The organism is Nocardioides imazamoxiresistens, assembly GCF_032378595.1.
GTDB classification, from domain to species: domain Bacteria; phylum Actinomycetota; class Actinomycetes; order Propionibacteriales; family Nocardioidaceae; genus Nocardioides; species Nocardioides imazamoxiresistens.
Genome location: NZ_JAVYII010000006.1, coordinates 19,304 through 43,819 on the forward strand (window position 1 = coordinate 19,304; position 24,516 = coordinate 43,819).

A 24,516-nucleotide genomic window follows, 5' to 3' on the forward strand; every position below is an offset into this window, starting at 1 on the left:
GGGAACCTTCACGGTCGGCGGTGGTCGAGAGTCGCCTCCGCACCCGGAGGTGCGCGGCGGGCCACAGCCTAGCGTCCGGCTCGGGCGGATCGTGCCGCGACCCGGGTGGTCGACGACCTCAGGCGGTGAGGCCCAGCGTGGCGCCGACGGCGGCGAGCCCGCCCACGACGACGGCGGTGGCCACCATCGTGAGGACCAGCAGCCGCGGTGCCCCGGTGCGCACGGCGAGCCGCAGCGGCAGGTGGCGGCGGCGGTCGCGGTTGTCCTGCACGAGCCCGGGCAGCGCGCGCAGCACGTGGACGCACACGCCGAGCACGGCGCTGAGCGCGACCAGCGCCCACGTCGGCGCCTCGCCCTCGTGCTGCCCGCCGAGCCCGCCGAACGACAGGTACGCGGGGTACAGCGCGTACGCCACCGCCCACGGCAGCCAGGACAGCGGTCCTCCGCGCAGCACGACGTTGCCGACGAGGCCGACCGCGACCGACAGGGCGTACGCGACCGCGGCCAGGTAGCCGTTCGCCACGGCGAGCGGCACCAGCGCCAGGGCGCCGACGGCGACGGCGAACCAGGCGGTCGGGACGTCGAGGCGTCCGGTGGCCAGGGGCTTGCCCGGACGCCCGGCGCGGGCGTCGTCCTCGGCGTCGACGATGTCGTTGTGCCAGCCGAGCACGGCCTGCCCCACCGCGACGGTGGCCAGGACGAGGGCGACCTCGCCGAGCGGGCGACCGGCGAGGAAGGCGGCCAGCGCGACGCCGCCGGCGGTGAGGACGAGCTGGCGTGGGTGGCTCGCCTGCACCAGCGCGACGAGGGTGCCGAGGTAGGGCAGCGGGGTCGCGGAGCCGTCGCCGCGGCCGAAGGAGGCCGCGAGGCGGGCCCGGGCCGTCGCGCCCCGCGAGGCCCCACCCGGGCTCGGGGCGTCCTCGACCGGTGCCGTCGGTGCCGTCGGGGACGCCGTCGTGGTCGCGTCCTCGTCGCTCGTCGTCGCTGCCGCCATGTCCCGCAGTATCGGCCACGCCGGCCGTTCGCGCGACGGTAACGGCGCAGGTCGCGACCGTCGTGCGGAGGACCCTGCCGGCGGGCGTTCATCCGGCCGATCGCGGCGCCGACGGGACGAACGCCTGTGCGACCCGACGGCCTCGCGGCACACCCCGAGGCCCCTTGTCAACCCCTGTTTGGCCCGCTGACCTGCGCAAACGGCCCTGAGAGGCAGATGAGAGCCGTGGTAGACTCGGAGGTCGAGGAAGGGGAACCTGACATATGACTTTCACCGTCGGCGAAACGGTCGTCTATCCCAATCACGGGGCCGCAGTCATCGAGGACATCGAGATGCGGAAGATCAAGGGAGAAGATCGGCAGTACCTGGTGCTGAGGATCGTCGCCCAGCAGGACCTGGTCGTGAGGGTGCCGGCGTGCAACCTCGACCTGGTCGGTGTGCGCGACGTCGTCGACAAGGAGGGCCTCGACCGCGTGTTCGACGTCCTCCGTGCCGACCAGGTCGAGGAGCCCACCAACTGGTCGCGGCGCTACAAGGCCAACCTGGAGAAGCTGCACAGCGGTGACGTCATGAAGGTGGCGGAGGTCGTCCGCGACCTCTGGCGCCGCGAGCGCGACCGCGGCCTGTCGGCCGGCGAGAAGCGGATGCTGGCGAAGGCGCGCCAGATCCTCGTCTCCGAGCTGGCCCTGGCCGAGAGCACGAACGAGGACAAGGCGGAGTCGATCCTCGACGACGTGCTGGCCTCCTGAACCACGGCTGCAGCGCAGCCGCACCGACGGCCCCGGGCTCCGCGCCCGGGGCCGTCGGCGTACCCGGGGCCGACCGCCGGATGACCTAGGCTCGGTCGGGTGTCCGACCCCGATGCCGGTTCGACCCCGGACCTGACCCCCGCGTCCCTCGAGCCCCTGGCCGACCCGCTGGACGGCGACGTCCTGGGCGCGGTCGTGGAGGAGGAGCGCGGCTCGCTCCCGTTCTCGCTGGTGCACGGCGAGTCGCTGGTCGCCTGCGCCTCGTGGGCCCTGGGTGCCGCGGGGGTGGAGGCCGTGGCGCTCGGCACCCCGTGGACCGTCGTGCAGGAGTCGGTGGGCGAGGCCGGTACGCCGTTCGTCCTGCACGACGCGTTGTGCCCCCTGCTGGACGCCGACGAGATCGCGCGGTGCGTGCGACGCTCGGCCGCCGAGGACGTCGTGGTCGTCGGGGTCCGCCCCGTCACCGACACCGTGAAGATCGCCCGGGCGGGCGAGCTCGGCGAGACCGTCGACCGTGACGACCTGGCGGCGGTCGCCTCGCCCGTCGTGCTGCCGCCGTGGGTGGTCGCCGACCTCGAGCGCCTGCCGAGCGTCGACTTCGCGGCGCTCACGACCGTGCTGCAGGCCCGTTACCCGGTCGTGCTCGTCGAGGTGCCGGCGGCGGGCCGCCGGGTCGCCTCGCCCGAGGACGTGCGAGTGCTGGAGGCGCTCACCGCCCGCTGAGGCGCAGCGCTCACGCCTGCGGCGCGTCCGGGTCCTCGTCGAGCGCGTCCAGCTCCGCCAACCGCTCGCGCGCCCGGGCCAGCCGGTCCGCCTCGGGCTCCTCCCACCAGCGCGGCCCCCGCTCGCCCAGACCGTGCTTGGCCAGGCCCACCCGGCGCCGCGCGGCGGCGACCGCGTCCTCGTCACCCGCCCGCTTGGCCGTGCGCACCCCGGATCGTCCCCGGCCCAGGTGCGACGTCAGCGCCCCGACCAGGTCCTCGGGCAGGGCGGGATCGGTGCGGCGCCAGCGCCGCCCGTCGACGACCAGCCAACGCTCGTCCTCGGAGTACTCGGGGTGCTCGGGGTGCTCGGGGTGCTCGGGGTGCTCGGGGTGTTCGGGGTGCTCGGGCAACCGTGTCCCCTCAGGCCAGACGCGCCACGACGGCGACGTCCTCGGCGTACGTGACCTTGAGGTTCGTCGGCGACGAGCCCACGACCACGATGCGCGCGCGGCTCCCACCCTGCCCGTCGCCCCCGCCGTCGGCGGCGAGGTGGGCGGCGACGCAGGCGGCGGTGTCGGTGCCCTCGAAGCCCGTGCGGGCGGCGTGGGCGTACGCCTCGCGCAGCAGGTCGGCGCGGAACCCCTGCGGGGTCTGCACGCCCACGGCCACAGCGTCGCCCGCCAGCCCCGGCACGGGCCCGCCGTCGCGTCGCACGAGCCCGGGCAGGGGCACCGCCGGAACCGCCCCGCCGTGCTCCCTCGCGGCGGCGACCACGCGGGCGTACAGGTCGGCGTCGGCGAGCGGGCGGGCCGCGTCGTGGACCGTCACCACGTCGACGTCCGTGTCGGTGAGCGCGGCGAGGGCCGCGGCCTCGGAGGCGTGGCGCGTGGCGCCGCCGACGGTCAGTCGGACCTCCGGACCGGCGCCGACGTGGGGGCCCACGGCCGCGGCCACCGCCTCCTCGTCGCCGGCGCGGGCGACCACCACGACGACCGCGACGTCCGGCAGCGCGGCGACGGTCGCGACCGAGCGGGCCAGCAGCGGCGCGCCGGCCAGCGGCAGGAGCACCTTGTTGACCTCGGCCCCGACCCGGGTGCCCGAGCCGCCCGCCAGCACCACCGCGGCGACGCTCATCTGTCCTCCGTCCGGCGGCCCGGCCGCCAGGTTGTTTTCACGGGTGTTACACGCCGACACGCGTGGTTGACGTACGGAGCCTAGTTTCCGAGCCACCGACGGGAGACGGGCGAGGGAGGGTGATGGGCGGCGCACGCGACTGGCGACCGGTCTGCCGGGTCACGGAGCTCGAGATCGAGCGGGGGGCGACGGCGCTGGTGCACGGCCAGGCGATCGCCCTGTTCCGGCTCGGCGACGACTCGGTCCACGCCCTGGGCAACCACGACCCGTTCGCCCACGCCTCCGTCCTGGCCCGCGGGATCGTCGGCTCGCGCGACGGCGTGCCGTTCGTCGCCTCGCCCGTGCACCGCCGCTCCTTCGACCTGCGCACCGGGCGCTGCCGCGAGGACGAGGGCGTCGCCGTGCCCGTCTACGCCGTCAAGATCGTCGAGGGCGTCGTGCTCGTCGGCAGCCGGAAGAAGGAGGCCGTCGCGTGAGCGAGCGTCCCGTGCTGGTCACCGTGACCCCGTCCGTCGCCGGGCGCGCGGACCACATCGTGGCGCGTGCCGTCGCCGTGCAGGCCGCGCGCCGCCTCGGCGGCGTGCCGCGGGCGGCGGCCACCTCGCGGGCGACGGTCGAGCGGGAGGTCGCGCCGAGCGCCGAGGGCGACCTCGTGCACCTGCCCGTCGGCGACCGCCGCGACCTGTCACGGCTGCTCGTCCGGCTCGACGAGGCCGGCCTGCGGGCGGTCGTGGTCCCCCTGGCGCTCGGGTCCGGGCCCGCGGAGGTCGCCCGGCTCGGCGGGCACGCGGTCGCGGGCCGGGTCGCCGTCACGCCGCCGCTCGGCGCGCACCCCCTCGTGGTCGACGCCCTCGTGCGCCGCGTGGCCGCCGTGGGGCTGCGCGAGCGGGACACGGTGGTCCTGGCCGGAGCCGACGACGACCTGAGGGCCGCCGCAGCGCTGCTCCGCTCCCGCAGGGGAGGGGCGGACGTGCGCACGGCGGGCCTGCTCGACGCCGACGCCCCGCTCGCGGACCGGGTCGTCGAGGTGCGCCGCGCGGCTGCCGGACGAGTCGTCGTCGCCCCGTGGGTGCTGGGCCCGGGGGAGGTCTTCGACCGGGTACGCGCGGGGGCCGAGGTCGCCGGCGCCGACGCCGTCGCGGAGCCGGTCGGCGCCCACCCGATGGTGGTCGCCCTCGTGGCGCGCCGCTACCTGGCCGGGGCGCGCCTGCTCGACGCCGCCGCGCGTCGGGTCCGTCCCGGCGCGCTCCCGGCGGCCTGAGCACGCCGCGCCGGGTCGCACGGTCGCCGCATGAGGGGTGGCCTGCGAGAATGACCGGGCGATGAGTGCACGACGAGGAGAGCTGACGATCGACGAGCTCGCCGCGCGGGTCGGGATGACCGTGCGGAACGTCCGCGCGTACGCGACCCGGGGCCTGCTGGCGGCGCCGCGGCTCGTGGGGCGCAAGGGCTACTACAACGAGGAGCACGTCGCCCGGCTCGCGCTGGTGCGCGACCTGCTCGAGCGCGGCTACACGCTGACGGCCGTGGAGAAGGCGCTGGTCGACAACCCGGACGTGCCCGAGACCCATGCGCTGGACCTCCTCACGCTGCTGACGCGCCCGATCGGCGGCGCTATCGAGGCGGAGGAGATCTCCGTCGGGGCGCTCTCGGAGCTCGCGGGCATCGACCACGATCCCGAGTTCGTGGAGCGGCTCGTCGAGCGCAAGCTGCTGGCGAGGGTCGACGACGAGACGGTGCGGATGCTGCGGCCCGCCCTCGTGCGCGCCGGCGCCCAGGCGATGCGGATGGGGCTCGCGCAGCACCGCGTGCTGGACCTGTTCGACCAGGCCGAGGACCGGCTGGGCGCGATGGCGACCTCCTACGTCGAGGCGTTCCGCGACGACGTGTGGCGCGACTTCATCTCCGCGGGGATGCCGGAGGAGCGCTGGGAGGAGCTGGTGCGCAGCATCGAGGCGCTGCTGTCCATCGTCAGCCAGGCCGTGCTGGCGTCGTTCCGCTGGGAGCTGGCGCAGGTCATCCAGCGCGTGGTGGGCGAGGAGCTCGGCGCCCTGACCGGCGAGCAGGCGCGGATGCTCTTCGGGGACCAGCCCGACCAGCCCGACCAGCCCGACGCGGGTCCCGACCCGCGGTCCTGAGGGCGCCTCAGTCGGCGTGGACGGGGACCACGAGCGCCGTCGCGATCGCGGCGACGCCCTCCCCTCGGCCGGTCAGACCGAGACCGTCGGTGGTGGTCGCCGAGACCGTCACGGGCGCGCCGACGACGGCGGACAGGACCTCCTCGGCCTCCGCGCGGCGCGGGGAGAGCCGGGGGCGGTTGCCGATCACCTGGACCGCGACGTTGCCGACGACGAAGCCGGCCGCGAGCACGCGGCGTACCGTCTCGCCCAGCAGAGCGACGCCCGACGCGCCCGCCCACGCGGGCTCCGCGGTGCCGAAGTTGCTGCCCAGGTCGCCCAGCCCGCACGCCGAGAGCAGGGCGTCGCAAGCCGCGTGCGCGGCGACGTCGGCGTCGGAGTGACCCTCGAGGCCCGCGGCCTCGTCGGGGAAGTGCAGCCCGGCCAGGTGCATGGGGGCGCCCTCGGCGAAGCGGTGCACGTCCGTGCCGATCCCGACCCGCGGGACGGTCGGGAGGATCGGGGTGGGGTCGGCGCCCGGTACGGTCACGGTGCGCATCATGCCCGACCCCGCCGCCCGGCCGGGGCTCGGGAGCCGGGGTGCGCCTGGACGTGAGGCGGGAGGACGGGAAGGTGCGGGAGGCTCGGCTGCTCTGGTCGGTCGTCGGCGTCGCCGCGGCCGCGCTGGGTGCCGGCCTGGGCGAGCTCGCCGCCGGTGCGCTGACGTTGCGCAACGGTCCGGTCCTCGGTTTCCGCGAGGCCGTGGTCGTCCTGCTCCCCGACGAGTTCGTCGTGCACAACGGCATCGACCTCGTCGCGATCGCGACCGGGCCCCTCCTCGTCGTCCTGTTCGTCGGCGCCCTCGTCGCCCTCGCCGCCTCGGCGGGCGTGGCCGCGGCGGACGGCTCGCGGCGACCGGCGGTGCTGGCGCTCCTCGTGGGTCTGCTCGGGCTCGGCAGCGAGTGGCTGCGCCCGGACTCCTCCCTGGTCGACGTCGTGCCGGTGCTCCTCGGGGTGCTCGGCTTCGGGGCCGGTCTGACCGTCCTGCGCCGCGTGCTGCGCCGGCAGGGCGTCCCGGGCCCCGACGAGGGGCCCGACGAGGGCCTCGACCCGGACCCGACGGAGGCGCCGCAGGTCGAGGCCGCGCCGGACGCCCCGGCGCGCGTCGCGGCGAACCGGCGCACGGTCCTGGGCGCCGCGGCCGCCACCGCGGCGCTCGGCCTCGCCGCCGCCGTGGTCGGCGAGGTGGTCGGCCGGGGGCGGCGCGCGGTCGAGCAGGGCCGGCGGCTGCTGCGGCTCACCATGATCTCGGCCCCGCAGGAGCCCGCCGACGTCGCCGTCGGGCTGGACGAGGTCGCGCCCTGGACCACCCCGAACGACGACTTCTACCGCCAGGACGCGGCCGTGGTGGTGCCCGCGATCGCGGCCGAGGAGTGGACGCTGCGGATCCACGGCGAGGTCGAGCGCGAGGTCGTGCTCAGCTACGAGCAGCTCATCGGCATGGCGGTGCGCGAGCAGTGGGTGACCCTCGTCGGGCTGACCTACGAGCCGGGCGGCGGTCAGGTCGGCAACGCCTGGTGGTCCGGCGTGCCGACCCACCGGCTGCTGCAGCTCGCGGGCGTACGCACGGGGGCCGACGCCGTCGTGCAGACCGGCGACGACGGCTGGCGCTGCGTCACCGCCACCCAGGTGCTCGAGGACCCGGGCCGGCGCGCGCTGCTCGCGTTCGCCATGAACGGCGAGGCGCTGCCCCTCGAGCACGGCTTCCCCGCCCGCACGGTCGTGCCCGGCCTCTACGGCGGCGTGTCCGCCTGCAAGTGGGTCGTGGACTGGGAGGTCACGCGTCTCGACGTCGTCGAGGCCTCCTGGGACGAGGACCGGCCGCTGCGGGCGCCGGTGCGGATCGCGTCGCGGATCGACACCCCCGCCGACGGCGCCGAGCTCGTGGCCGGCCCGGTCGAGGTGGGCGGCGTCGCGTGGGCGCCGCCGATCGGCGTCGGGGCGGTCGAGGTCGAGGTCGACGGCGGCGGCTGGGAGCTCGCCGCCCTCGGGGCGGCGAGCCAGACGGACGCGTGGGCGCAGTGGCGGACCACGCTGGACCTGGCGCCCGGGACGCACCGCGTCCGCGTGCGGGTGCGCGACCGGGTCGGCGTCGAGCAGGAGGACGCCGACGAGGACGACGCGTCGGGCGACGAGGCGTCCGGGGACGCCGCCACGGGCGCCGTCGGCCTCCACGAGATCCAGGTCGAGGTCGTCGAGCCCGACTGACGCCGGCGCGGCGCCGGGCTCACCAGTTGCTGCGGCCCGCCCGGCTCGGCGGCGTGTGCGCGGCGTCGTGGATGACGTAGACCAGCCCGCCGGACGTCGGCAGCCAGGCGCGCTCGAACTCCGCGCGGCGGTACGTGCGGCGCACCGACGCCGCCTTCGGGGCCGCGGGGTCGTTGACCACGACGTTGCCCGAGCGGTCGAAGCCGACGATCACCAGCAGGTGGCCGTTGGAGGCGGAGATGGGTGCCCCGGTCAGCTGGCCGCGGCCGAACCGGATGGAGGCCACCAGCGGGATGCCCTGCGCGATGAACTCCTCCGCCTCGCGCAGCGAGCGCAACCGCGTGACGTACGCGGTGTCGACGAGCTGGCTGGCGTACGCGGCGCTGAACGACCAGTTGCCGCACCCTTTGTAGGTGTGGTCGTAGGTCATCCGCGCCGCGTGGTCGACCCACGGCACCGGGTGGCCCGAGGGCACCCAGGCGTACGACTTCGCCGACGGCAGCCGGCGGTAGTAACCCAGCACCATCGACACCGACGTGGGGGAGCACCAGGCCTCGCCGCCGCCACCGAAGGACGGGTAGTGGCCGGTGTGGATCATCTGCGAGTAGCCGGGCACGTCGAGGGTGCGCACGACGCCCTTGTGGCTCGACGGCGACCAGGTGCTCGGCAGCCGCGAGGTCATCGCGCCGACGGCCGACAGGGCGGGCGACGGCGTGTTCGCGCCGGCAAGGCGGTAGAGGGAGACGCGCAGCTGGTACGCCCGCAGCCCGGCCGAGGAGTGCGACTGCCAGGTGTCGACCGAGACCTTCGCGAGGTCGTCGGACTGCGGGCCGTAGGAGCGTCGCGACACCTTGAGGTCGCCGGCCGCCCAGTAGGCGAGCGTGTCCCAGGAGGAGGTGCGCCCCGAGCCGTCGCGCCCGGCGACCTTGACCACCACGAAGGAGTCGTCGGGGGTCGTGGCCTTCCAGGAGGCGATCAGCTCGGTGAACGCGAACGACTCCGTCACCCACGGGGAGTGCCACGTGCCGCCCGCGTAGCGGCGGCCCTCGTGGGTCGTGCGCGTCCAGCCGCTGGAGGCGATCACCAGCCGGCCGGCGCCGTCGAAGGTCAGGCCCTGCGTCGTGCCCTCGCTCAGCCAGCGGCGGTTCATCCAGTGGCGGAAGGCGATCTGGCGGTTCTCGGCCGCGGCCGCCGCGTTCGTGAGGCCCTGCGCGCCCAGGGAGCCGGCCACGCCGGCGGCGCCGGCCGCCAGCGCCGCGAGGGCGGGGGCGCGCAGCACGGTGCGGCGCTCGAACGCCGCGGGGACGGGCCGCGTCTCGGGCCGGGGGTGGGGGAGCGCGGTGTCGGTGGGGAGGGTCCGCCGGGTCATCGGGCCACGGTACGTCGGCCGGCGGCCGCTGTCAGCCGTTACGGGTGGGACGTCTGTGACCGGTGGTGCGGCGATCTCCGGCGTCGAATCGGGCGCCGTCGGCGCTCGACCGTAGGATCACCCACGATCGTCCCGTCCTCCACGCCCGGAAGCGAGCACCCCCAGATGGCCGGCAACTCCCAGCGCAAGGGCGCTATCCGGAAGTCCTCGAAGGGCAACCCGACCGCCGGGTCCGGCGGGCGCGTGCGCCGCGGGCTCGAGGGCAAGGGCCCGACGCCGCGGGCGGACGAGCGCGAGTACCACAAGGCGTACAAGGCGAAGGCCGCCGCGCAGCGGGCCGCCAACCGCCGCCCGCCCCAGCAGCGCCGCACCAAGGGCGGCGGCGGCGACGCCGAGTGGATCGCGGGGCGCAACTCCGTCGTCGACGCGCTGCGCGAGGGCGTCCCGGCCTCCGCCGTCTACGTCGCGGAGGGCGCCGAGCGCGACGGACGGCTGCGCGAGGCCTTCCAGCTCGCCGCGGAGACGGGCGTGGCGCTGCTCGAGGTCAGCCGCGCCGAGCTCGACCGGCTCACCTCGGGTGCGGTGCACCAGGGCCTGGCGGCCCGGATCCCGGCGTACGAGTACGCCCACCCCGACGACCTGCTCGACCGCGCCGAGGAGCTGGGCGAGCCGCCCCTGGTCGTGGCGCTCGACTCCGTCACCGACCCCCGCAACCTCGGTGCGGTGATCCGCTCCGCCGCCGGGTTCGGCGCCCACGGCGTGCTGATCCCCGAGCGCCGCGCGGCCGGCATGACGGCCTCGGCGTGGAAGACCTCCGCGGGCGCGGCCGCCCGCATCCCCGTGGCGCAGACGGTCAACCTCAACCGCCAGCTCAAGGCGTACGCCGACGCGGGCCTGATGATCATCGGCCTCGCCGCCGAGGGCGAGGTCGAGCTGCCCGAGCTGCAGCTCGGCGACGGCCCGCTCGTGGTCGTGGTCGGCTCGGAGGGCGCCGGTCTGTCGCGCCTCGTGCGCGAGCACTGCGACCAGCTGGTCTCGATCCCGATGGCGAACGACCTCGAGTCCCTCAACGCGGGCGTCGCGGCGTCGGTGGCGCTGTACGCCGTCGCCCAGGCGCGTCGGCAGGCGTGAGCACCCCGCCGCCGGACCAGCAGCCGGACCCGCAGCCGGAACCGACCCCGCAGCCGGACCCGGCCCGGGAGCGCCGGCTGCGCACCGTGGGTCGGCACGCCGGTCGTCTCGTCACGGGCCTCGTCCTGCTCGCGGTCTGGGCGGTCGTCGCCGTGACCGTGTCCCTGCTGCTGTTCGTCAACAGCAGCCGGGAGTCGGTCGTCGCCGGCCACGACGCGGTCGTGCGACCGACGCTCGACGGCTTCGCGGTCGTGCGCCCCGGTGCGGTCCTGCCGGACCTGCGGATGGACCTCGACTCGCCGGTCGGCGTGGAGGTCGCGCTCGGGAAGACCGAGGCGACGTCCACCGAGGAGCTGGTGCAGCGCTACGCGTTCATCGCCTCCCAGCCCGACGCGCAGATCGACAAGGTCAGCGACCTCGTCGTCGACATGGCGCTCGCGGCCGCCCTGCGCGGCGCCGTCGCCGGCCTGGTGCCCGTCGGCCTGTGGCTGCTGGTCGGGCAGGGGCGCCGTCGCTACCTGCTGCGCCGCGGCGTCAGCTGGCAGGGCGCGGCCACCGTCGCCGCGCTCGTCGCGGCGGGCGTGCTGATCGTGCAGCCGTGGCAGGGCGATCCGCTGACCACCACGCAGGCCCAGGACGACGCCGACGACTGGCAGTCGCTGGACTCCTTCCTCGAGGGCGCGGTGACGCTGCCCGCCGAGGTCGCCGGGATCGAGGTCCGCTCCGACGTCACGACCGTGCAGTCGCGACGGCTGGTCGAGAGCGCGATCTCGACCTACGAGCAGTCCCAGACGTTCTACTCCGAGGCCGCCGAGGAGGCGGCCGACCTCGAGCTGCGCCAGCCCGAGGAGGACGAGACGGTGGTCGTGCTGGTCTCGGACCGTCACGACAACATCGGCATGGACCCCGTCGCCCGCGCCATCGGCGACGCCGGGGGAGCCACGGCGGTCTACAACGCCGGCGACGACACCTCGTCGGGCCAGCCCTGGGAGGCGTTCAGCCTCGACTCCGTGAACGACGCCTTCTCCGACCTCGACCGCTACTCGGTCGTCGGCAACCACGACCACGGTTCCTTCGTCGGCGACTACCTCGGCGACCTGGGCTGGACGCGCCTCGCGGAGGGCGACATCGTCGAGGGCCCCGGCGGCAGCGTCCTGATGGGCGTCGACGACCCGCGCTCCAGCGGTCTCGGCAACTGGCGCGACGAGCCCGGGCTGTCCTTCGACGAGGTGCGCGACCGGATCACCGAGGCGAGCTGCGAGGCCGACGAGCGGATCGCCACCCTGCTGGTGCACGACGCCGCCCTGGGGCGCGACGCGCTGGCGGAGGGCTGCGTCGACCTCGTGATCGGCGGGCACATCCACGTGCGCTCGGGCCCCACGGCCGTCGAGGGCGAGAACGGCGAGGTCGGCTACACCTACACCAGCGGCACGACCGGTGGCGCGGCGTACGCGATCGCGGTCGGCAGCAAGCCGCGCCGTCCCGCCGAGACCACCCTCATCACCTACCGCGACGGCCGTCCGGTCGGCATGCAGTGGGTCGTGCTGCAGACCAACGGCCGCTTCGACGTGGGGGAGTACCAGCCGCTCGACTACGCGACGACCGACCCCGAGGCGGACCCGACCGCCCCCGCCGACCCGGACGACCCGACGATCCCGGGCGGCTCCGACGCGCCCGAGGCGCCCGAGGACACGGCCGGCCCCGAGGACGACCAGGGCTGAGCCCGACCGGACCAGGTTCGGGCCCGGCTCAGAACGAGTCGCGCACGTGCACCTGGCGCCCGCCGAACCAGAGGTCGAGCAGGGTGTCGGCGTGCGCCGGTCCGGTGAGGTGGCCGGCCAGGCGCAGGTTCGCGGTGCCGAGGGTGCCGGCGTACAGCAGCGCCAGGCCCTGCACGCTCAGCGTGGGCGCGTCGGCGGAGCCGTCGGTACGCCGTGCCTGCGCGACGCCGCCGGAGACCTCGAGGCGCCACGACCCGTCCACGAGCCCCAGGACGTCGCCGGCGACGGCGAGGTCGACGCGGCCGTCGACCGTGAAGGTGCGCGGCGCGACCGCACCCGGCAGGTCGAGGACGCGCAGCATGTAGGGATGGGTGGCGACCCGGTCGCCGCCGGTCCCGGGCAGGACGAGGCGGGTCGTGTCGGGCTCGGAGGTGCTGACCCGGATCCGTCCGGTGACCGGCGCGAAGGTCCCGACGGCGCGCCACAGGGCCCGCGCGGCGCCGGGCGTGAGCGCGACCAGGTCGGGGACGGTGAGGACCTTGTCCGGGCCGTACCCGCTGCCGCGCTCCCAGGAGGCGTACCCGACCACGCGGGAGCCGTCGGGGCCGTCGACCTCGGCGAGCGTCACGCCGGTGACGTCGTTCAGCAGCTTCTCGATGCGGAACAGTGGGCCGCGACGGGTCAGGGGCCCGTTCTGCAGCCGGGCCCAGGCGTCGTAGGTCGCCGCGACGGCCGGCAGGTCCGCCAGGCCCGCGCGGCGCAGCCGCACCTCGGGCTCCGGACGCAGCCCGGACAGGGACGCGGCGGGCAGCTCGAGCTCGTCAAGCGCGGTCACCGTCTCGTAGCCGAGGCGGCGGTAGATGCCGGGCGCGGTCGGGAACAGGCTGGACAGCACGGCGCCCTCGGCGACCAGGTCGGTGAGCGAGGCGCGGAACAGGTCGGCGAGCAGGCCGGCGCCGCGGTGCTCCACGGCGACCGCGACCCCGGCGTACCCGCTCGTGGGGATCGCGGCGCCGCCGAACCACGAGGTGTAGTCGTGGGTGCGCACGCGGGCGACCAGCGGGGGCTCTCCGGTGGCGGGGTCGGGGTGCGCCTCGTCGAAGGTGGCCCACATTGCGACGCCGTCCGGCCAGGCGCCGGGCGCGGGCGCGCTGGGTCGCGGCAGGTGGGCGGGCCAGGACCCGAAGGCCTCGACCCCGAGGGCCACGGACGCGTCGTGGACCGCGGCGGAGTCGTCGGGGCCCAGGCGGCGCGTCGAGAGCGTCATGGCAGTCAACCTACGCCGCGCGGACCTACGCCCCGTCGTCGTGGACCGCCAGCCGCTCGGCGGTCTCGGAGGCCCGTGCCGTGGTCGCGCGGCCCTGCTCGAGGACGTTCGAGATCCAGTCGCGGGCGCTCGCGAAGATCTCCACCTCGTGCCCGGCCTGCTCGGAGAGGAACCACCGGTGCTCGAGGACCTGGTGGAACATCTCCGGCGGCTCGATCTCGCCGCGGGCGTCCGCCGGCAGCATGCGGGTCAGCGGCTCGTAGACCTCGGAGAGCCAGCGGTGGGCCGTCTGCATGCGGTCGGCGCCGCCCAGGTCGTGGTGGGCCGTGAAGGCGGCGAGGTCGTTGAGCAGGCGGCGCGCCTGCGCGTCCTCGACGACCAGCCCGGTCAGGGCCTGCAGCTCGCGGCAGTGGTGCCCCGCCTCGACGACCCGGGGCTGGATCTCGACGCGGTCGCCGTCGTAGTCGGTGACGATGTCGAGCTCCTCGACGTCGAAGCCGAGCTCGTTGAGCCGGTCGATGCGCTGCTCGATGCGCCACATCTCTGCGGTCGAGAACTCCTCCGACTCGGTGAGCTCGGTCCACAGGGCCGCGTAGCGCTCCTCGATCCGGCGCACCACGGCGAGGATGTCGGCGTCGGTCGCGAGCGAGCCCGCCGCCTGCAGGTCCATCAGCTCGGCGAACACGTTCTGGCAGCCGACCTCCACGTCGTACTCCCGCAGCCGGTCGGACAGCGTGGTGCGCCACTCGCCGGTCTCGGCGTCGACGAGGTACGCGGCGAATCCTCCGGCGCTGCGGCGGAACAGCACGTTCGACAGCGACACGTCCCCCCAGTAGAAGTCGCGCAGGTGCAGCCGGACGAGGAGCACGACGAGGGCGTCGACGAGCGCGGGGACGTTGTCGGCGCTGGCGCCGTGCGCGAAGAGGCTGCGGTAGGGCAGGGAGTAGCCGAGGTGGTGGGTGATCAGCGCGGCGGGCAGGGGTTCGCCGTCCTTGGTGGCGCGCCCCGCCACGACCCCGTGCGGGACCACCGCGGGCTGGCCCGCGCGCTGGAGGTCCCGCAGCGTGGCGTACTCGCGGAAGGCGATCGGCTCCTGGGTCTCCTTGACCGCGTACGTCGCCCCGCCCACGCCGCGGCGACCCGGCAGCTGCACCATCCGCACCACGTGCCGCGAGATCCCCTGCGGGAGCCGGACGACGTGGTCGGTCCAGTCCTCGAGCGGCGTGTCCCAGGGCAGGGACAGGATGGCCGGGTCGGGCCGGTTCGCGGTGATGCGCAGCGCCATGGGGAACCTCCGTCCCAGGACCCTACGGCGTGACTCCGGCGCCGTGGAAGTGTGACGCGCACGGCGGCGCGCGACGCTCCCGCGGCCGTGACTACGATGAGCGCGTCGCGCGAGCGACCCGCCGCGTTAGCTCAGTTGGTAGAGCACTCGCCTTGTAAGCGAGCGGTCGAGAGTTCGAGTCTCTCACGCGGCTCGGGGCCCGGACGGCCCGTCGTTCAGAGCGCCTCCTGCAGCCGCCGGCGCAGCCGCGTCTCGTGCTCCTCGCGCACGCCGAGGATCCAGCGCACCCACAGCACCGCGAAGCCGAGCGGGAGGCAGGCGGCCAGGTAGATCACGCCGTCGCCGTAGTGGACGGCCATCGCCAGGATCGCCGCCCCGATGACCAGCCACAGCCCGAGGAACGCGACCAGGTTGCCCCACCGCATCCGGCCGCGGATCACGACGTCGTCGCCCTCCTGCAGCAGCCGGCCGCGCAGCACGCCGTCCTCCATGGACCGCCCACCGCCGAGGTCGCGGGCGGTCACGCGGTCGCCGTCGACGCGGACCCACAGACCCGTCCAGCGGCGGCCCTCGTACGCCCGCGCGCGCTCGACCACGCGGGCGCGCGTGCGACCGGGCAGGACGACCTCGACGTCGCGGCTCAGCACGGCGTCGGTCTCAGCGCAGCTGGCGGGCGGCGAAGCGGTCCGGCGGTGCGGCGATCGAGGCCTGGGCGCCGACCAGCTGGATCTCGCGGGTCCCGGCCGCGATCGTCGCCTCGAGGATGCTGAAGACGGTCGAGGTGGTGCGCTCCAGGGCCGTGGCGGGGGAGCCGGTGGTGGTGAGGTGCGCGAGGTAGAGCGCCGAGGTGACGTCGCCGCAGCCGTTGGGGGCGATCGGCAGCTGCGGGGTCGTCACCGCCCAGGCGCCGTCGTCGGAGACGGCGACGACCTCGAGGGTGTTCTCCCGGGTCTCGTCGGTGATGACGCTGGTGACGAGGACGTCGCGGGGGCCCCGGTCGCGGATCGTGTCGACCGCGGCGAGCACCTCGGCCTCCGTGCGGGTCGTGGTGCCCGCCAGGAAGTCGAGCTCGAAGTGGTTCGGGGTGAGGACGTCGGCGTGCGGCACCACCTCGTCGCGCATGAACTCGGGGATCCCGGGGCGAACGAACATGCCGCGCCCGACGTCGCCCATCACCGGGTCGCAGCAGTAGACGGCGCGGGGGTTGAGTTCCTTGACGCGGGCGACCGCGTCGAGGACGACCGCCCCCACCTCCTCGGCGCCCTGGTAGCCCGACAGCACCGCGTCGGCCGTGCTGAGCACGCTGACCGCCCGTCCGTCCGGACCGGTCACCTCCCGCTCGCCGATGCCAGTGATCACGTCGGCGACGTCGGCGGGGGCCAGCAGCGGGCCGCGCCACGCGCCGTACCCCGTGTGGTTCGAGAAGTGGACGGTCAGCACCGGCCACACCTCGTGGCCCAGGCGCTGCAGCGGGAACGTGGCGGCGGAGTTGCCGACGTGGCCGTAGGCCACCGACGACTGGATGGACAGGATCTTCACGGGCGCGAGTCTCGCACGGCGCGCCCGCGTGGGGCGCTCAGGCGACCTGCAGGGACCGCTTCGAGAGCCCCATCCAGTAGCCGTCGATGCGCTGGTCGCCGGGGGCGTCGGGCTGCAGCGCGGCGCCGAGCGTGATGAACAGCGGCGTGTAGTGCTCGACGGTCGGGTGGGCGTAGGGCATGCCGGGGGCCTTGGAGCGGTACGCCGCGAGCTCGTCGACGTCGCCGCGGGCCAGGGCGTCGGCCGCCCACAGGTCGAAGTCGACGGACCAGCCGGGTGCCTGCGCCCCGATGCTGAAGTCGCGCAGGAAGGGCAGCCCGTGGGTGAGGAACCCGGAACCGACGATGAGCACGCCCTCGTCGCGCAGCGGCCGCAGACGCTCACCCAGGGCGAGCAGGCGGTACGGGTCGTCGGTGGGCAGCGACATCTGCAGCACCGGGACGTCGGCCTCGGGGTACATGATCTTCAGCGGCACCCAGGCGCCGTGGTCGAGCCCGCGCGTGCGGTGCTGGTGGACCGGCTCGCCGTCCGGCATCATCGCGGCGACGCGGCGGGCGAGCGCCGAGGCGTCGGGCGTGCGGTACTGCATCTGGTAGTAGCGCGGGTGGAAGCCGCCGAAGTCGTAGACGAGCTCGACGCCCGGCCCCGACGCGCTGAGGCTGACCGGGGCCGACTCCCAGTGGGCGCTGACGATGAGGACGGCCTTCGGGCGGGGCAGGGTCGCCGCCCACGCCGACAGCTGGCCCGACCACGTCGGGTCGTCGAGCAGCGGCGGTGCGCCGTGCCCGATGTAGAGGGCGGGCATGCGGTCGGTGGTGCTCGTGGTGGTGGTCCCCGTGGCGGTCACGTCGTCTCCTTCGTCCGGGTCCACCGTAGGCGAGAACGATTGAAGGTTCAAGCATTTGGTGCGGCGGGGTCTCAGGTCCAGCCGGACGCCCAGGCCCTAGGGTGCGGGACGTGACCGACGACGCACCGTGGCTGGACGCCGAGGAGCAGGAGGCGTGGCTGGCCCTCGTGGGCGTGCTGCTGCGGCTCGGCCCCGCGCTCGACTCCCAGGTGCAGCGCGACTCGGGCATGACGCACTTCGACTACCAGGTGCTCGCGATGCTCTCGGACGAGCCGGGGCGCCGGCTGCCGATGAGCGAGCTCGCCGGCCGGGTGAACGCGTCGCTCTCGCGGCTCTCCCACGTCGTGAAGAAGCTGGAGGCGCGCGGCTGGGTGCAGCGCTCGCCGTCGCCGACGAGCCGACGGGTCACGGAGTGCACGCTGAGCGAGGAGGGGTACGCCGTCCTCGTCGAGGCCGCGCCGGGCCACGTCGGGACGGTGCGGCAGCTGGTGCTCGACGGGCTGAGCCGCGACCAGGTGCGCCAGCTCACCGCGATCGCCGCCACCATCCGCGGCAACCTCGAGACCTCCGGCCTGCGCACGCTGGACGGCTGACGGTGCCCGAGGTCGTGCTGCGCCCGCTCGAGCCGGCCGACGAGCACCTGCTGCGCACCGCCACGCACGTCAACCTCAACCGGGTGGGCCCCGAGCGCTTCACGCTGGCGGACGTGGACCGTCGACCCGACCTGCGGTGCTACACGGTCCTGGACCCCGACCGGGGCGACCTCGGGTTCGCCGCGCGGCTCGAGGGCCGCGACGTCGGCGTGGTCTGGCTGCAGTTCCTCGACGCCTCCGCGCCCGGCCACGGCTTCGTCGCCGACGGCGTGCCGGAGCTGGGGCTGTGCGTCTTCTCGGGCTACCGCGGAGCCGGGATCGGCGGGCTGCTGCTCGACGAGGCGCTCGCGGCGGCGGACCGTCTCGGCCTGCGGGTCAGCCTCAGCGTCGAGGCGGGCAACCCGGCCCGGCGGCTCTACGCCGGCCGGGGCTTCGTGGCAGCGCCGGACCGCCCGGACACGACGATGCTGCGGGGCCGACCCCTGGACCTCAGGCGAGTCGCCAGTCGACCGGGTCGCCGCCCTGCTCGACGAGCAGGGCGTTCACCGCGCTGAACGGCCGCGAGCCGAAGAATCCGCGGCTGGCCGACAGCGGCGAGGGGTGCGCCGAGGCCACGTGGGGCACCTCGCCGAGGTGGGGCACGAGCGTCTGGGCGTCGCGGCCCCACAGGATCGCGGCGCGGGGGCCGCCACGGCGCACCCAGGCGGTGATCGCGGTGGCCGTGACGTGCTCCCAGCCCTTCCCGCGGTGCGACGCCGAGGCGCCGGGGCGCACGGTCAGGCAGCGGTTGAGCAGCATCACGCCCTGGTCGGCCCAGGCGGTGAGGTCGCCGTGGTCCGGGGTGGCCACGTCGAGGTCGTCGCGCAGCTCGCGGTAGATGTTCTCCAGGCTGCGGGGCACGGGGCGCACGTCGGGGGCGACGGCGAACGACAGGCCGATCGGGTGCCCGGGCGTCGGGTAGGGGTCCTGCCCGACGACGAGCACCCGCACCTCGGCGAAGGGCCGCTGGAAGGCGCGGAAGACGGCGTCGCCCGCGGGCAGGTAGGGTCGTCCGGCCGCCAGCTCCTCGCGCAGGAACGCACCCATCGCGCCGACGCGGTCGTCGATCGTCGCGTCGACCCCGCGCAGGGCCTCGGCCCAGTCCGGCGCGACGAGGCCCTTCTCCACCAGTCCGTCGAGGCTCACCCGCCCGATTCTGCCGGGTCCGCGGGCGCGAGCCGCACGGGCCGGGCCAGACGGTCCAGGAACGCCGTCAGCAGGGCCTCGCGCAGGCGGGGGGACGCGAGGTCGAGCAGCGCGTTGACCTCGCCCATCCGCTCCGGCAGGGCCGGGGCACCGCCATCGGCGCCCGCTGCGAGCCCGAGCGCTGCGAGCAGGCCGTCCAGCTCCTCGTCGCCCAGCGTCGCCGGGTCGAGGGCCGCGACGAACGCCACGACGTCCGGGTCGATGCGCACCGGCCCCCGCTCCCGCGCCGCCGCGACCGCGGTGCGTAGGGCCGCGACGAGCCCGGTCGCGTCGGTGGCCGCGCTCAGCGAGAGGTGCAGCGTCGGCGGCCGGCCCGCGTGCGTCAGCTGCGGCTGCGCCAGCCAGTCCAGCTCGGCGAGCTCGTCGGCGACGGTGAACACGTCGCAGGACCCGTCGGCGGCGAGCGCGAGCAGGGTCGAGTCGGGCGGGGCGACGAGCGCGAGGCCGTCGAGGTCGCGCACGGCGGCGACCACCGTGTCCACGCCGTCGAGGACGCGGCGGGTCAGGTCGAGGTAGCCGTCGTCGCCGATCGCGTTCAGCACGGCCCACGCCCCGGCCAGCGGCCCGCCCGACTTCGTCGACTGCAGCGTCGTGTTGAGCATCGTGTAGCCGGGCCAGTCGGCGTTCGCGAAGTACTGCGGGCGGCGCAGCGCCGGAGTGCGGTGCAGCAGCACCGAGGTGCCCTTGGGGGCGTAGGCGTACTTGTGCAGGTCCACCGAGATGCTGGTGACGCCCTCGACCTCGAAGGTCCAGGGCGGCACCGCCCGGCCGAGCCGACGGGCGTACGGCAGCACCCACCCGCCGATGCACGCGTCGACGTGGCAGCGCACCCCGTGGGCCGCGGCCACCGCCGCGACCTCGGCCACCGGGTCGACGACGCCGTGGGCGTACGACGGCGCGCTGACGGCCACCAGCACCGTGCGGTGCGGGTCGGCCTCGACGGCCGCGCGCATCGCGTCGACGTCGGCGCGGAAGTCCGCCCCGACGGGCACGACGACGGCCTCGACGTCGTAGTAGTGGGCCGCCTTGAGGAAGGCCGCGTGGATCGTGGAGGGCAGCACCATCCGGGGGCGCACGCCCGCCTCCCGCAGGTCGCCGCGCGCGTCGCGGGCGCCCTGCACGGCCAGCAGGACCGACTCCGTGCCGCCGGAGGTGACCGTCCCGACCGTGCTCGCCGGCGCGTCGAGCAGGTCGCAGGTGCGGCCCACGACCTCGTTCTCCAGCGTGAGCACGCTGGGGAAGGCGGTCGGGTCGAGGCCGTTGGTCGCCGCGTACGCCGCCACGGCCTCGCGTCCGAGCCGGTCCACGTCGGCGAGCCCGCCGTCGTACACGTAGGCGAGGGTGCGCCCGCCGTGCGTGGGCAGGTCGTCGGACTGCAGCCGCGCCAGGCGGGCGCGGACCTCGTCGGGGCTCATGGGCTCGAGGCTCACCGCCCCACCTCCTCGGGGTCGGACGGGACCGGACCGGCGGCAGCCAGGGTCGCGGCGTCGATGGAGTAGCGCCGCAGCCACAGCAGGCTGAGGAGCACGAGCGCGGCGGGCAGCAGCGAGAAGCCGAGCACGATCGCCGTGACGGCGGACGCGGGCTGCTCGGCGCCGCCGCCGGTGGCCGAGACGTAGCCGCCGAGCGCCAGCACCACCGCGAAGACGCCGGGCCCGAGCGCCAGGCCCAGCGTCTCGCCGGCGGTCCACACCCCGGTGTAGACGCCGGTGCGGTTCTCGCCGGTGCGCCGGGCGTCGAGGGCCGCGGCGTCGGGCAGCATCGCGAGCGGGAACACCTGGGCGCCGGCGTAGCCCACCCCGACCAGCGCCACCGCGACGAAGACGACCGCCGCCGGCACCACCTGCGCGCCGACGAGCAGCAGCGCCCCCGTCGCGAGCACGAAGGAGGCCAGCAGGTAGCCGCGCCGCTTCCCGACGCGCTCGCCGTACGCCGTCCACACCGGGGTGAGCACCAGTGCCGGACCGACGAAGCACACGAACAGGACGGTCGCGGCGCCCGGGCGCTCCAGGACGGTGCGGGCGACGTAGTCGACGCCCGCCAGCATCGTCCCGGTCGCGAGCGCCTGCAGGACGAACGTGGTGAGCAGCAGCCGGAAGTCGCGCGCCCCGGCGACCAGCCGCAGCTGCTCGCGCAGGCTCCCCGCCCCGGCGGCGGGCGCGGTGACCGGGGCGCGGCGGGTGCCGGCGTACGCGGCCACCACGCCGACGACGATCACCGCCGCGACCACCACGCCCATCAGGCGGTAGCCGTCGCGGCCGCCGACCGCGTCGCGGATCGCGGGCGCGCTCGCGCCGGTGACGAGGATGGTCAGCGCCAGCAGGGCCACGCGCCAGGTCATCAGCCGCGTGCGCTCGTCGTAGGAGGCCGTCATCTCGGCGGGCATCGCGACGAACGGCACCTGGAAGAACGCGTACGCCGTGGCGCAGGCCAGGAAGAACACCAGCACCCAGACGGCCTCGAGACCGGCGCTGCCGAGGCCGGGGGAGGCGAAGATCGCGGCGAAGAGCACGGCGAGGGGCAGCCCGGCCCGCAGCAGCCAGGGGCGCCGTGGACCGCGCGGGTCGCGGGTGCGGTCGGTGATCCGGCCGGCGACCGGGTTGAGCAGCACGTCCCAGGCCTTCGGCGCGACCACGACCAGGCCCGCCCACAGCGCCGCGAGGCCGAGCTCGTCGGTCAGGTAGGGCAGCAGCATCAGCCCCGGCACGGTGCCGAACGCGCCCGTGGCGACCGAGCCCGCGCCGTACCCCGCCCGCACGCCGAGGGGGAGTGCCTCGCCCGGTGGCCCGGCCGGTGAGGGCTCAGCCGAAGGCACGCGACGCCGCCGAGCCGTAGCGGCGGGTCCGGTTCGAGCCGATCCGGTCGGCGCGGGGTGCGCTCGGCGGTGCGTCCGGGTCCGGCTCCGAGCCGTCGAGGGGGCGGGGCGTCGACCAGCGGTCGAGCCACTCGTCGAGAGCCACCCAGGTGGTCGTGCGGGCCGCACGGCCCGTGAGCATCCCGAGGTGGCCGCCCGGCACGACCTCGAAGCCGACCTCGCGGGCGCCGGTCAGCAGCTCGGTCAGCGGCCGCACGGCGCTGACCGGGGCGATCCCGTCGGTGGCGCCGGCGAAGACCAGGACCGGGCACGAGATCTCGGAGAGGTGGATCGTGGTCGTCCCGTCGGGGGAGCCCGGGGCGTCGGGGGTGTCGAGCTCGAAGGTGCCCGAGAGCAGCGCGTTGCCGCGGTACATCCGGTGGTAGAGCTGCCCGAACGACCGGCCGGGGTAGGCGATCATGTTCGCGGTGAAGTCGTCGACGGCCTCGACCTGCGCGAGGAACTCGGTGTCGTCGAGGTGCTGGACCAGCGCGAGCGGCTTCGTCACGAGCTTCTGGAACGCGGTGAGCTGGAAGGCCCAGCGCACGAGGGGGCGCGGCGCTCCGCCCAGGGTCTGGTACGCCCGCGTGACCGCCCGCAGCTGCGGTGGCAGGTTCAGGTTGAGCAGCGGGCGCAGCGGCGCGATGAGCGGCACCTTCGACAGGTCGAACGGTGAGCCGAGCACGGTCAGCGACGCCACCGGCAGGGCCGGGTCGTGCGCGACGGTCAGCGCGGCGAAGATGCCGCCCAGGCTCCACCCGACGACGTGCACGGAGCGCCCGCCCGCGTGGGCCGCGACCTCCCGGATCGCGGTGGGCACGACCTCCGAGATCCAGTGCTCCATGCCGAGGTTGCGGTCCCTGAAGGAGACCTGGCCGTACTCGACGAGGTAGGTCGGACGCCCCTGGGCCACGAAGTGCTCGACCAGCGAGCAGCCGCGGCGCAGGTCGAAGCACGAGGAGGGCGCGGCCAGCGGGGTGACCAGCAGGACGGGGTCGCCGGTCTCGGGCACCGCCGGGTCCGGCCGGTAGTGGTAGACCTCGCGCAGCTGCCCGTCGTCGATCAGCACCCGGGGCATCGGCCGCAGGTCGGCGAGGCCGCCGTAGAGCAGCTTGTGGGCCACGTTGCCGGTCGCGGAGACGACCTGGTCCGGCTTCGGGAGGAGGTCCATGGGCCGAAGGTACTCGCCGGTCACCTCCCGTGGGGCAGGCTTGGCGTCGTGAGAACCCGCTCCCTGCTCGGCCTCGGCGCCGCCGCCCTCGGCGGCCTCGCGGCGTACGACCTCACGCAGCGCCACCACGCGGTGCTGCGCAACTACCCCGTCGTGGGTCACGCGCGCTACCTCATGGAGCGCTTCGGGCCCGAGCTGCGGCAGTACGTCGTGGCGTCCAACGACGAGGAGCGGCCCTTCACCCGCGACCAGCGGCGCTGGGTCTACGCGAGCTCGAAGCTGGAGAACGCCTACGTCGGCTTCGGCACCGACAACGACGTCGAGCGCACGGTGGGCTACCCGATCGTCAAGCACCGCACCTTCGGCGTCGGGCCGGGCACCCACCCCCACTCCGAGGAGGGCGTGCCGCTGCCCGGGCTCAAGGTGCTCGGCGGCCCCCGGGGACGCCGGCACGCATTCACCCCGGCCTCGGTCGTCAACATCTCCGGGATGAGCTTCGGCTCCCTCTCGCACGCGGCCGTCGAGGCGCTCGACGAGGGCGCGGCGCGGGCGGGGGCGTGGCACAACACGGGCGAGGGCGGGCTCTCGCCCTACCACCGTCGGGGCGCCGACCTGGTGTTCCAGATCGGCACGGCCTACTTCGGCTGCCGCGACGCCCAGGGCCGCTTCGACCTCGACCGCCTCGTCGACCTCGTCGCGTCCGCACCCGTGCGCGCCATCGAGATCAAGCTGTCGCAGGGCGCGAAGCCGGGCCTGGGCGGCCTGCTGCCGGGCGCGAAGGTGACGCCCGAGATCGCCGAGATCCGCGGCATCGAGGTGGGCAAGGACTGCGCCTCGCCCAGCCGGCACACCGCCTTCTCCGACGTCGACTCCATGCTCGACCTCGTCGAGACGATCGCGGACGCGACCGGGCTGCCGGTCGGGATCAAGTCGGCGGTCGGCAACCTCGACTTCTGGGAGGAGCTCGTCGCCCAGATGAGCGCGGGGGACCGGGGCGTGGACTTCGTCAACGTCGACGGGGGCGAGGGCGGCACGGGCGCGGCGCCGTTGATCTTCTCCGACGCCGTCGCCTACCCCTTCCGGATCGGGTTCGCCGAGGTGCGCCGACGCTTCGACGCCGCCGGGCTCTCCGACGACCTGACGTTCATCGGGGCCGGCAAGCTCGGGATCCCGGAGAACGCGGTCGTGGCCTTCGCCCTCGGCGCCGACCTGGTCAACGTCGGGCGTGAGGCGATGCTGGCGCTGGGCTGCATCCAGGCGCAGAAGTGCCACACCGACCGGTGCCCCGTCGGCGTCGCGACGCAGGACCCGCGCTTCGTGCGCGGCCTGGACGTCCCGCTCAAGGCCGAGCGGGTCGCGAACTACCTCGTGTCGTTGCGCCGCGACCTGCTCAAGGTCGCGGAGGCCGTGGGCGTCGACCACCCCGCGCGGATCACCGTCGACGACGTCGACATCGTCGACGGCGTCACCGAGCGGCGCAGCCTGCGCGAGGTCTACGGGTACGTCGACTGAGCGGGCCGCGGGACCC

Annotated in this window: 25 protein-coding genes and 1 tRNA gene; 12 read left to right on the top strand and 14 right to left on the bottom strand. The window is 75.3% G+C overall.

All coding sequences use genetic code 11. The annotated features are described in order from the left end of the window. Nucleotides 1-118: 118 nt before the first annotated feature. Nucleotides 119-994 carry a UbiA family prenyltransferase gene (locus RDV89_RS13845; protein ID WP_315733656.1) on the bottom strand — a complete coding sequence of 292 codons (876 nt, stop codon included), beginning with the start codon at nucleotides 992-994 and terminating at the stop codon, nucleotides 119-121. Nucleotides 995-1,257: 263 nt separating this feature from the next. Between RDV89_RS13845 and RDV89_RS13850 the strand changes: the two genes are divergently transcribed. Both RDV89_RS13850 and RDV89_RS13855 read left to right on the top strand, forming a co-directional pair. Then, nucleotides 1,258-1,743, top strand: coding sequence for a CarD family transcriptional regulator (locus tag RDV89_RS13850; RefSeq protein ID WP_315733657.1), 486 nt, complete (start codon nucleotides 1,258-1,260; stop codon nucleotides 1,741-1,743). A 99-nt stretch (nucleotides 1,744-1,842) separates the two neighbouring features. Next, the gene (locus RDV89_RS13855) at nucleotides 1,843-2,466 is read left to right on the top strand and encodes a 2-C-methyl-D-erythritol 4-phosphate cytidylyltransferase (protein WP_315733658.1); all 624 of its coding nucleotides are present in this window, start codon (nucleotides 1,843-1,845) and stop codon (nucleotides 2,464-2,466) included. Nucleotides 2,467-2,476: 10 nt separating this feature from the next. Here RDV89_RS13855 and RDV89_RS13860 read toward each other — a convergent pair whose 3' ends face one another. Next, a complete protein-coding gene (locus RDV89_RS13860) occupies nucleotides 2,477-2,857 on the bottom strand; it encodes a hypothetical protein (protein ID WP_315733659.1) in 381 nt (126 codons plus the stop codon). Nucleotides 2,858-2,867: 10 nt separating this feature from the next. Next, nucleotides 2,868-3,581 (bottom strand): 2-C-methyl-D-erythritol 4-phosphate cytidylyltransferase, encoded by a 714-nt coding sequence (locus tag RDV89_RS13865; RefSeq protein ID WP_315733660.1) that lies wholly within the window; start codon nucleotides 3,579-3,581, stop codon nucleotides 2,868-2,870. A 122-nt stretch (nucleotides 3,582-3,703) separates the two neighbouring features. On the opposite strand from RDV89_RS13865, the gene nirD reads away from it, so the two are divergent. From nirD to RDV89_RS13880, 3 genes are all read left to right on the top strand, one after another. Further along, a complete protein-coding gene (nirD, locus tag RDV89_RS13870; RefSeq protein WP_315733661.1) occupies nucleotides 3,704-4,057 on the top strand; it encodes a nitrite reductase small subunit NirD in 354 nt (117 codons plus the stop codon). Beyond that, on the top strand, nucleotides 4,054-4,842 hold the full coding sequence (locus RDV89_RS13875; RefSeq protein WP_315733662.1) for a sirohydrochlorin chelatase: 789 nt from the start codon (nucleotides 4,054-4,056) through the stop codon (nucleotides 4,840-4,842). The genes nirD and RDV89_RS13875 overlap by 4 nt, the downstream gene beginning before the upstream one ends. A gap of 61 nt (nucleotides 4,843-4,903) precedes the next feature. Beyond that, a complete protein-coding gene (locus tag RDV89_RS13880) occupies nucleotides 4,904-5,719 on the top strand; it encodes a MerR family transcriptional regulator (RefSeq protein WP_315733663.1) in 816 nt (271 codons plus the stop codon). Nucleotides 5,720-5,726: 7 nt separating this feature from the next. On the opposite strand, the gene ispF is transcribed toward RDV89_RS13880, so the two are convergent. Beyond that, nucleotides 5,727-6,248, bottom strand: a complete 522-nt coding sequence (ispF, locus tag RDV89_RS13885; protein WP_315733664.1) for a 2-C-methyl-D-erythritol 2,4-cyclodiphosphate synthase — start codon at nucleotides 6,246-6,248, stop codon at nucleotides 5,727-5,729. Nucleotides 6,249-6,331: 83 nt separating this feature from the next. Between ispF and RDV89_RS13890 the strand changes: the two genes are divergently transcribed. After that, entirely contained in the window at nucleotides 6,332-7,966 is a 1,635-nt protein-coding gene (locus RDV89_RS13890) for a molybdopterin-dependent oxidoreductase (protein WP_315733665.1), read from the top strand. 19 nt (nucleotides 7,967-7,985) lie between these two features. Here RDV89_RS13890 and RDV89_RS13895 read toward each other — a convergent pair whose 3' ends face one another. Further along, nucleotides 7,986-9,335: a C39 family peptidase gene (locus tag RDV89_RS13895; RefSeq protein ID WP_315733666.1), complete on the bottom strand. Its 1,350-nt coding sequence runs from the start codon at nucleotides 9,333-9,335 to the stop codon at nucleotides 7,986-7,988. A gap of 165 nt (nucleotides 9,336-9,500) precedes the next feature. Here RDV89_RS13895 and rlmB point away from each other — a divergent pair, with 165 nt between their 5' ends. Together rlmB and RDV89_RS13905 are read left to right on the top strand one after the other, a co-directional pair. Further along, entirely contained in the window at nucleotides 9,501-10,466 is a 966-nt protein-coding gene (gene rlmB / locus RDV89_RS13900) for a 23S rRNA (guanosine(2251)-2'-O)-methyltransferase RlmB (RefSeq protein WP_315733667.1), read from the top strand. After that, nucleotides 10,463-12,187 (top strand): metallophosphoesterase, encoded by a 1,725-nt coding sequence (locus RDV89_RS13905; RefSeq protein WP_315733668.1) that lies wholly within the window; start codon nucleotides 10,463-10,465, stop codon nucleotides 12,185-12,187. Before rlmB ends, RDV89_RS13905 begins: the two co-directional genes overlap by 4 nt. A 28-nt stretch (nucleotides 12,188-12,215) precedes the next feature. On the opposite strand, the gene RDV89_RS13910 is transcribed toward RDV89_RS13905, so the two are convergent. Both RDV89_RS13910 and RDV89_RS13915 read right to left on the bottom strand, forming a co-directional pair. Beyond that, nucleotides 12,216-13,454, bottom strand: coding sequence for a GNAT family N-acetyltransferase (locus RDV89_RS13910; RefSeq protein WP_315733669.1), 1,239 nt, complete (start codon nucleotides 13,452-13,454; stop codon nucleotides 12,216-12,218). A gap of 25 nt (nucleotides 13,455-13,479) precedes the next feature. After that, on the bottom strand, nucleotides 13,480-14,739 hold the full coding sequence (locus tag RDV89_RS13915; RefSeq protein WP_315733670.1) for a DUF4032 domain-containing protein: 1,260 nt from the start codon (nucleotides 14,737-14,739) through the stop codon (nucleotides 13,480-13,482). Nucleotides 14,740-14,859: 120 nt separating this feature from the next. Here RDV89_RS13915 and RDV89_RS13920 point away from each other — a divergent pair. Beyond that, nucleotides 14,860-14,932: transfer RNA gene (locus tag RDV89_RS13920), tRNA-Thr, on the top strand. A 22-nt stretch (nucleotides 14,933-14,954) separates the two neighbouring features. Here RDV89_RS13920 and RDV89_RS13925 read toward each other — a convergent pair. The 3 genes from RDV89_RS13925 to RDV89_RS13935 are packed head-to-tail and all read right to left on the bottom strand — an operon-like array spanning nucleotide 14,955 to nucleotide 17,125. Beyond that, on the bottom strand, nucleotides 14,955-15,386 hold the full coding sequence (locus RDV89_RS13925) for a hypothetical protein (RefSeq protein WP_315733671.1): 432 nt from the start codon (nucleotides 15,384-15,386) through the stop codon (nucleotides 14,955-14,957). A 10-nt stretch (nucleotides 15,387-15,396) separates the two neighbouring features. Then, nucleotides 15,397-16,278, bottom strand: coding sequence for a pyridoxal kinase PdxY (gene pdxY / locus RDV89_RS13930; protein WP_315733672.1), 882 nt, complete (start codon nucleotides 16,276-16,278; stop codon nucleotides 15,397-15,399). 37 nt (nucleotides 16,279-16,315) lie between these two features. Then, the gene (locus tag RDV89_RS13935) at nucleotides 16,316-17,125 is read right to left on the bottom strand and encodes a dioxygenase family protein (RefSeq protein WP_315733673.1); all 810 of its coding nucleotides are present in this window, start codon (nucleotides 17,123-17,125) and stop codon (nucleotides 16,316-16,318) included. Nucleotides 17,126-17,235: 110 nt separating this feature from the next. Between RDV89_RS13935 and RDV89_RS13940 the strand changes: the two genes are divergently transcribed. Both RDV89_RS13940 and RDV89_RS13945 read left to right on the top strand, forming a co-directional pair. Beyond that, nucleotides 17,236-17,718 (top strand): MarR family winged helix-turn-helix transcriptional regulator, encoded by a 483-nt coding sequence (locus tag RDV89_RS13940; protein WP_315733674.1) that lies wholly within the window; start codon nucleotides 17,236-17,238, stop codon nucleotides 17,716-17,718. A gap of 2 nt (nucleotides 17,719-17,720) precedes the next feature. Beyond that, nucleotides 17,721-18,272: a GNAT family N-acetyltransferase gene (locus tag RDV89_RS13945; RefSeq protein ID WP_315733675.1), complete on the top strand. Its 552-nt coding sequence runs from the start codon at nucleotides 17,721-17,723 to the stop codon at nucleotides 18,270-18,272. Here RDV89_RS13945 and RDV89_RS13950 read toward each other — a convergent pair. The 4 genes from RDV89_RS13950 to RDV89_RS13965 are packed head-to-tail and all read right to left on the bottom strand — an operon-like array spanning nucleotide 18,208 to nucleotide 22,988. Continuing rightward, nucleotides 18,208-18,912 (bottom strand): uracil-DNA glycosylase, encoded by a 705-nt coding sequence (locus tag RDV89_RS13950; protein ID WP_315734252.1) that lies wholly within the window; start codon nucleotides 18,910-18,912, stop codon nucleotides 18,208-18,210. The genes RDV89_RS13945 and RDV89_RS13950 overlap by 65 nt on opposite strands. Continuing rightward, on the bottom strand, nucleotides 18,900-20,393 hold the full coding sequence (locus RDV89_RS13955; protein ID WP_315733677.1) for a pyridoxal phosphate-dependent decarboxylase family protein: 1,494 nt from the start codon (nucleotides 20,391-20,393) through the stop codon (nucleotides 18,900-18,902). Before RDV89_RS13955 ends, RDV89_RS13950 begins: the two co-directional genes overlap by 13 nt. Continuing rightward, entirely contained in the window at nucleotides 20,390-21,778 is a 1,389-nt protein-coding gene (locus RDV89_RS13960; protein WP_315733679.1) for an MFS transporter, read from the bottom strand. Before RDV89_RS13960 ends, RDV89_RS13955 begins: the two co-directional genes overlap by 4 nt. Further along, nucleotides 21,765-22,988: an alpha/beta fold hydrolase gene (locus RDV89_RS13965; RefSeq protein WP_315733681.1), complete on the bottom strand. Its 1,224-nt coding sequence runs from the start codon at nucleotides 22,986-22,988 to the stop codon at nucleotides 21,765-21,767. The genes RDV89_RS13960 and RDV89_RS13965 overlap by 14 nt, the downstream gene beginning before the upstream one ends. Before the next feature lie 48 nt (nucleotides 22,989-23,036). Here RDV89_RS13965 and RDV89_RS13970 point away from each other — a divergent pair, with 48 nt between their 5' ends. After that, nucleotides 23,037-24,500, top strand: coding sequence for an FMN-binding glutamate synthase family protein (locus RDV89_RS13970; RefSeq protein WP_315733683.1), 1,464 nt, complete (start codon nucleotides 23,037-23,039; stop codon nucleotides 24,498-24,500). Nucleotides 24,501-24,516 lie beyond the last annotated feature (16 nt).

Bases quoted from the DNA above. Each gene is read 5' to 3' on its own strand.
- rlmB (WP_315733667.1), top strand. From the start codon at position 9,501: ATGGCCGGCAACTCCCAGCGCAAGGGCGCTATCCGGAAGTCCTCGAAG.
- RDV89_RS13895 (WP_315733666.1), bottom strand. From the start codon at position 9,335: ATGACCCGGCGGACCCTCCCCACCGACACCGCGCTCCCCCACCCCCGG.
- RDV89_RS13865 (WP_315733660.1), bottom strand. From the start codon at position 3,581: ATGAGCGTCGCCGCGGTGGTGCTGGCGGGCGGCTCGGGCACCCGGGTC.
- nirD (WP_315733661.1), top strand. From the start codon at position 3,704: ATGGGCGGCGCACGCGACTGGCGACCGGTCTGCCGGGTCACGGAGCTC.
- RDV89_RS13965 (WP_315733681.1), bottom strand. From the start codon at position 22,988: ATGGACCTCCTCCCGAAGCCGGACCAGGTCGTCTCCGCGACCGGCAAC.
- RDV89_RS13880 (WP_315733663.1), top strand. From the start codon at position 4,904: ATGAGTGCACGACGAGGAGAGCTGACGATCGACGAGCTCGCCGCGCGG.
- RDV89_RS13910 (WP_315733669.1), bottom strand. From the start codon at position 13,454: ATGACGCTCTCGACGCGCCGCCTGGGCCCCGACGACTCCGCCGCGGTC.
- RDV89_RS13850 (WP_315733657.1), top strand. From the start codon at position 1,258: ATGACTTTCACCGTCGGCGAAACGGTCGTCTATCCCAATCACGGGGCC.
- RDV89_RS13845 (WP_315733656.1), bottom strand. From the start codon at position 994: ATGGCGGCAGCGACGACGAGCGACGAGGACGCGACCACGACGGCGTCC.
- RDV89_RS13915 (WP_315733670.1), bottom strand. From the start codon at position 14,739: ATGGCGCTGCGCATCACCGCGAACCGGCCCGACCCGGCCATCCTGTCC.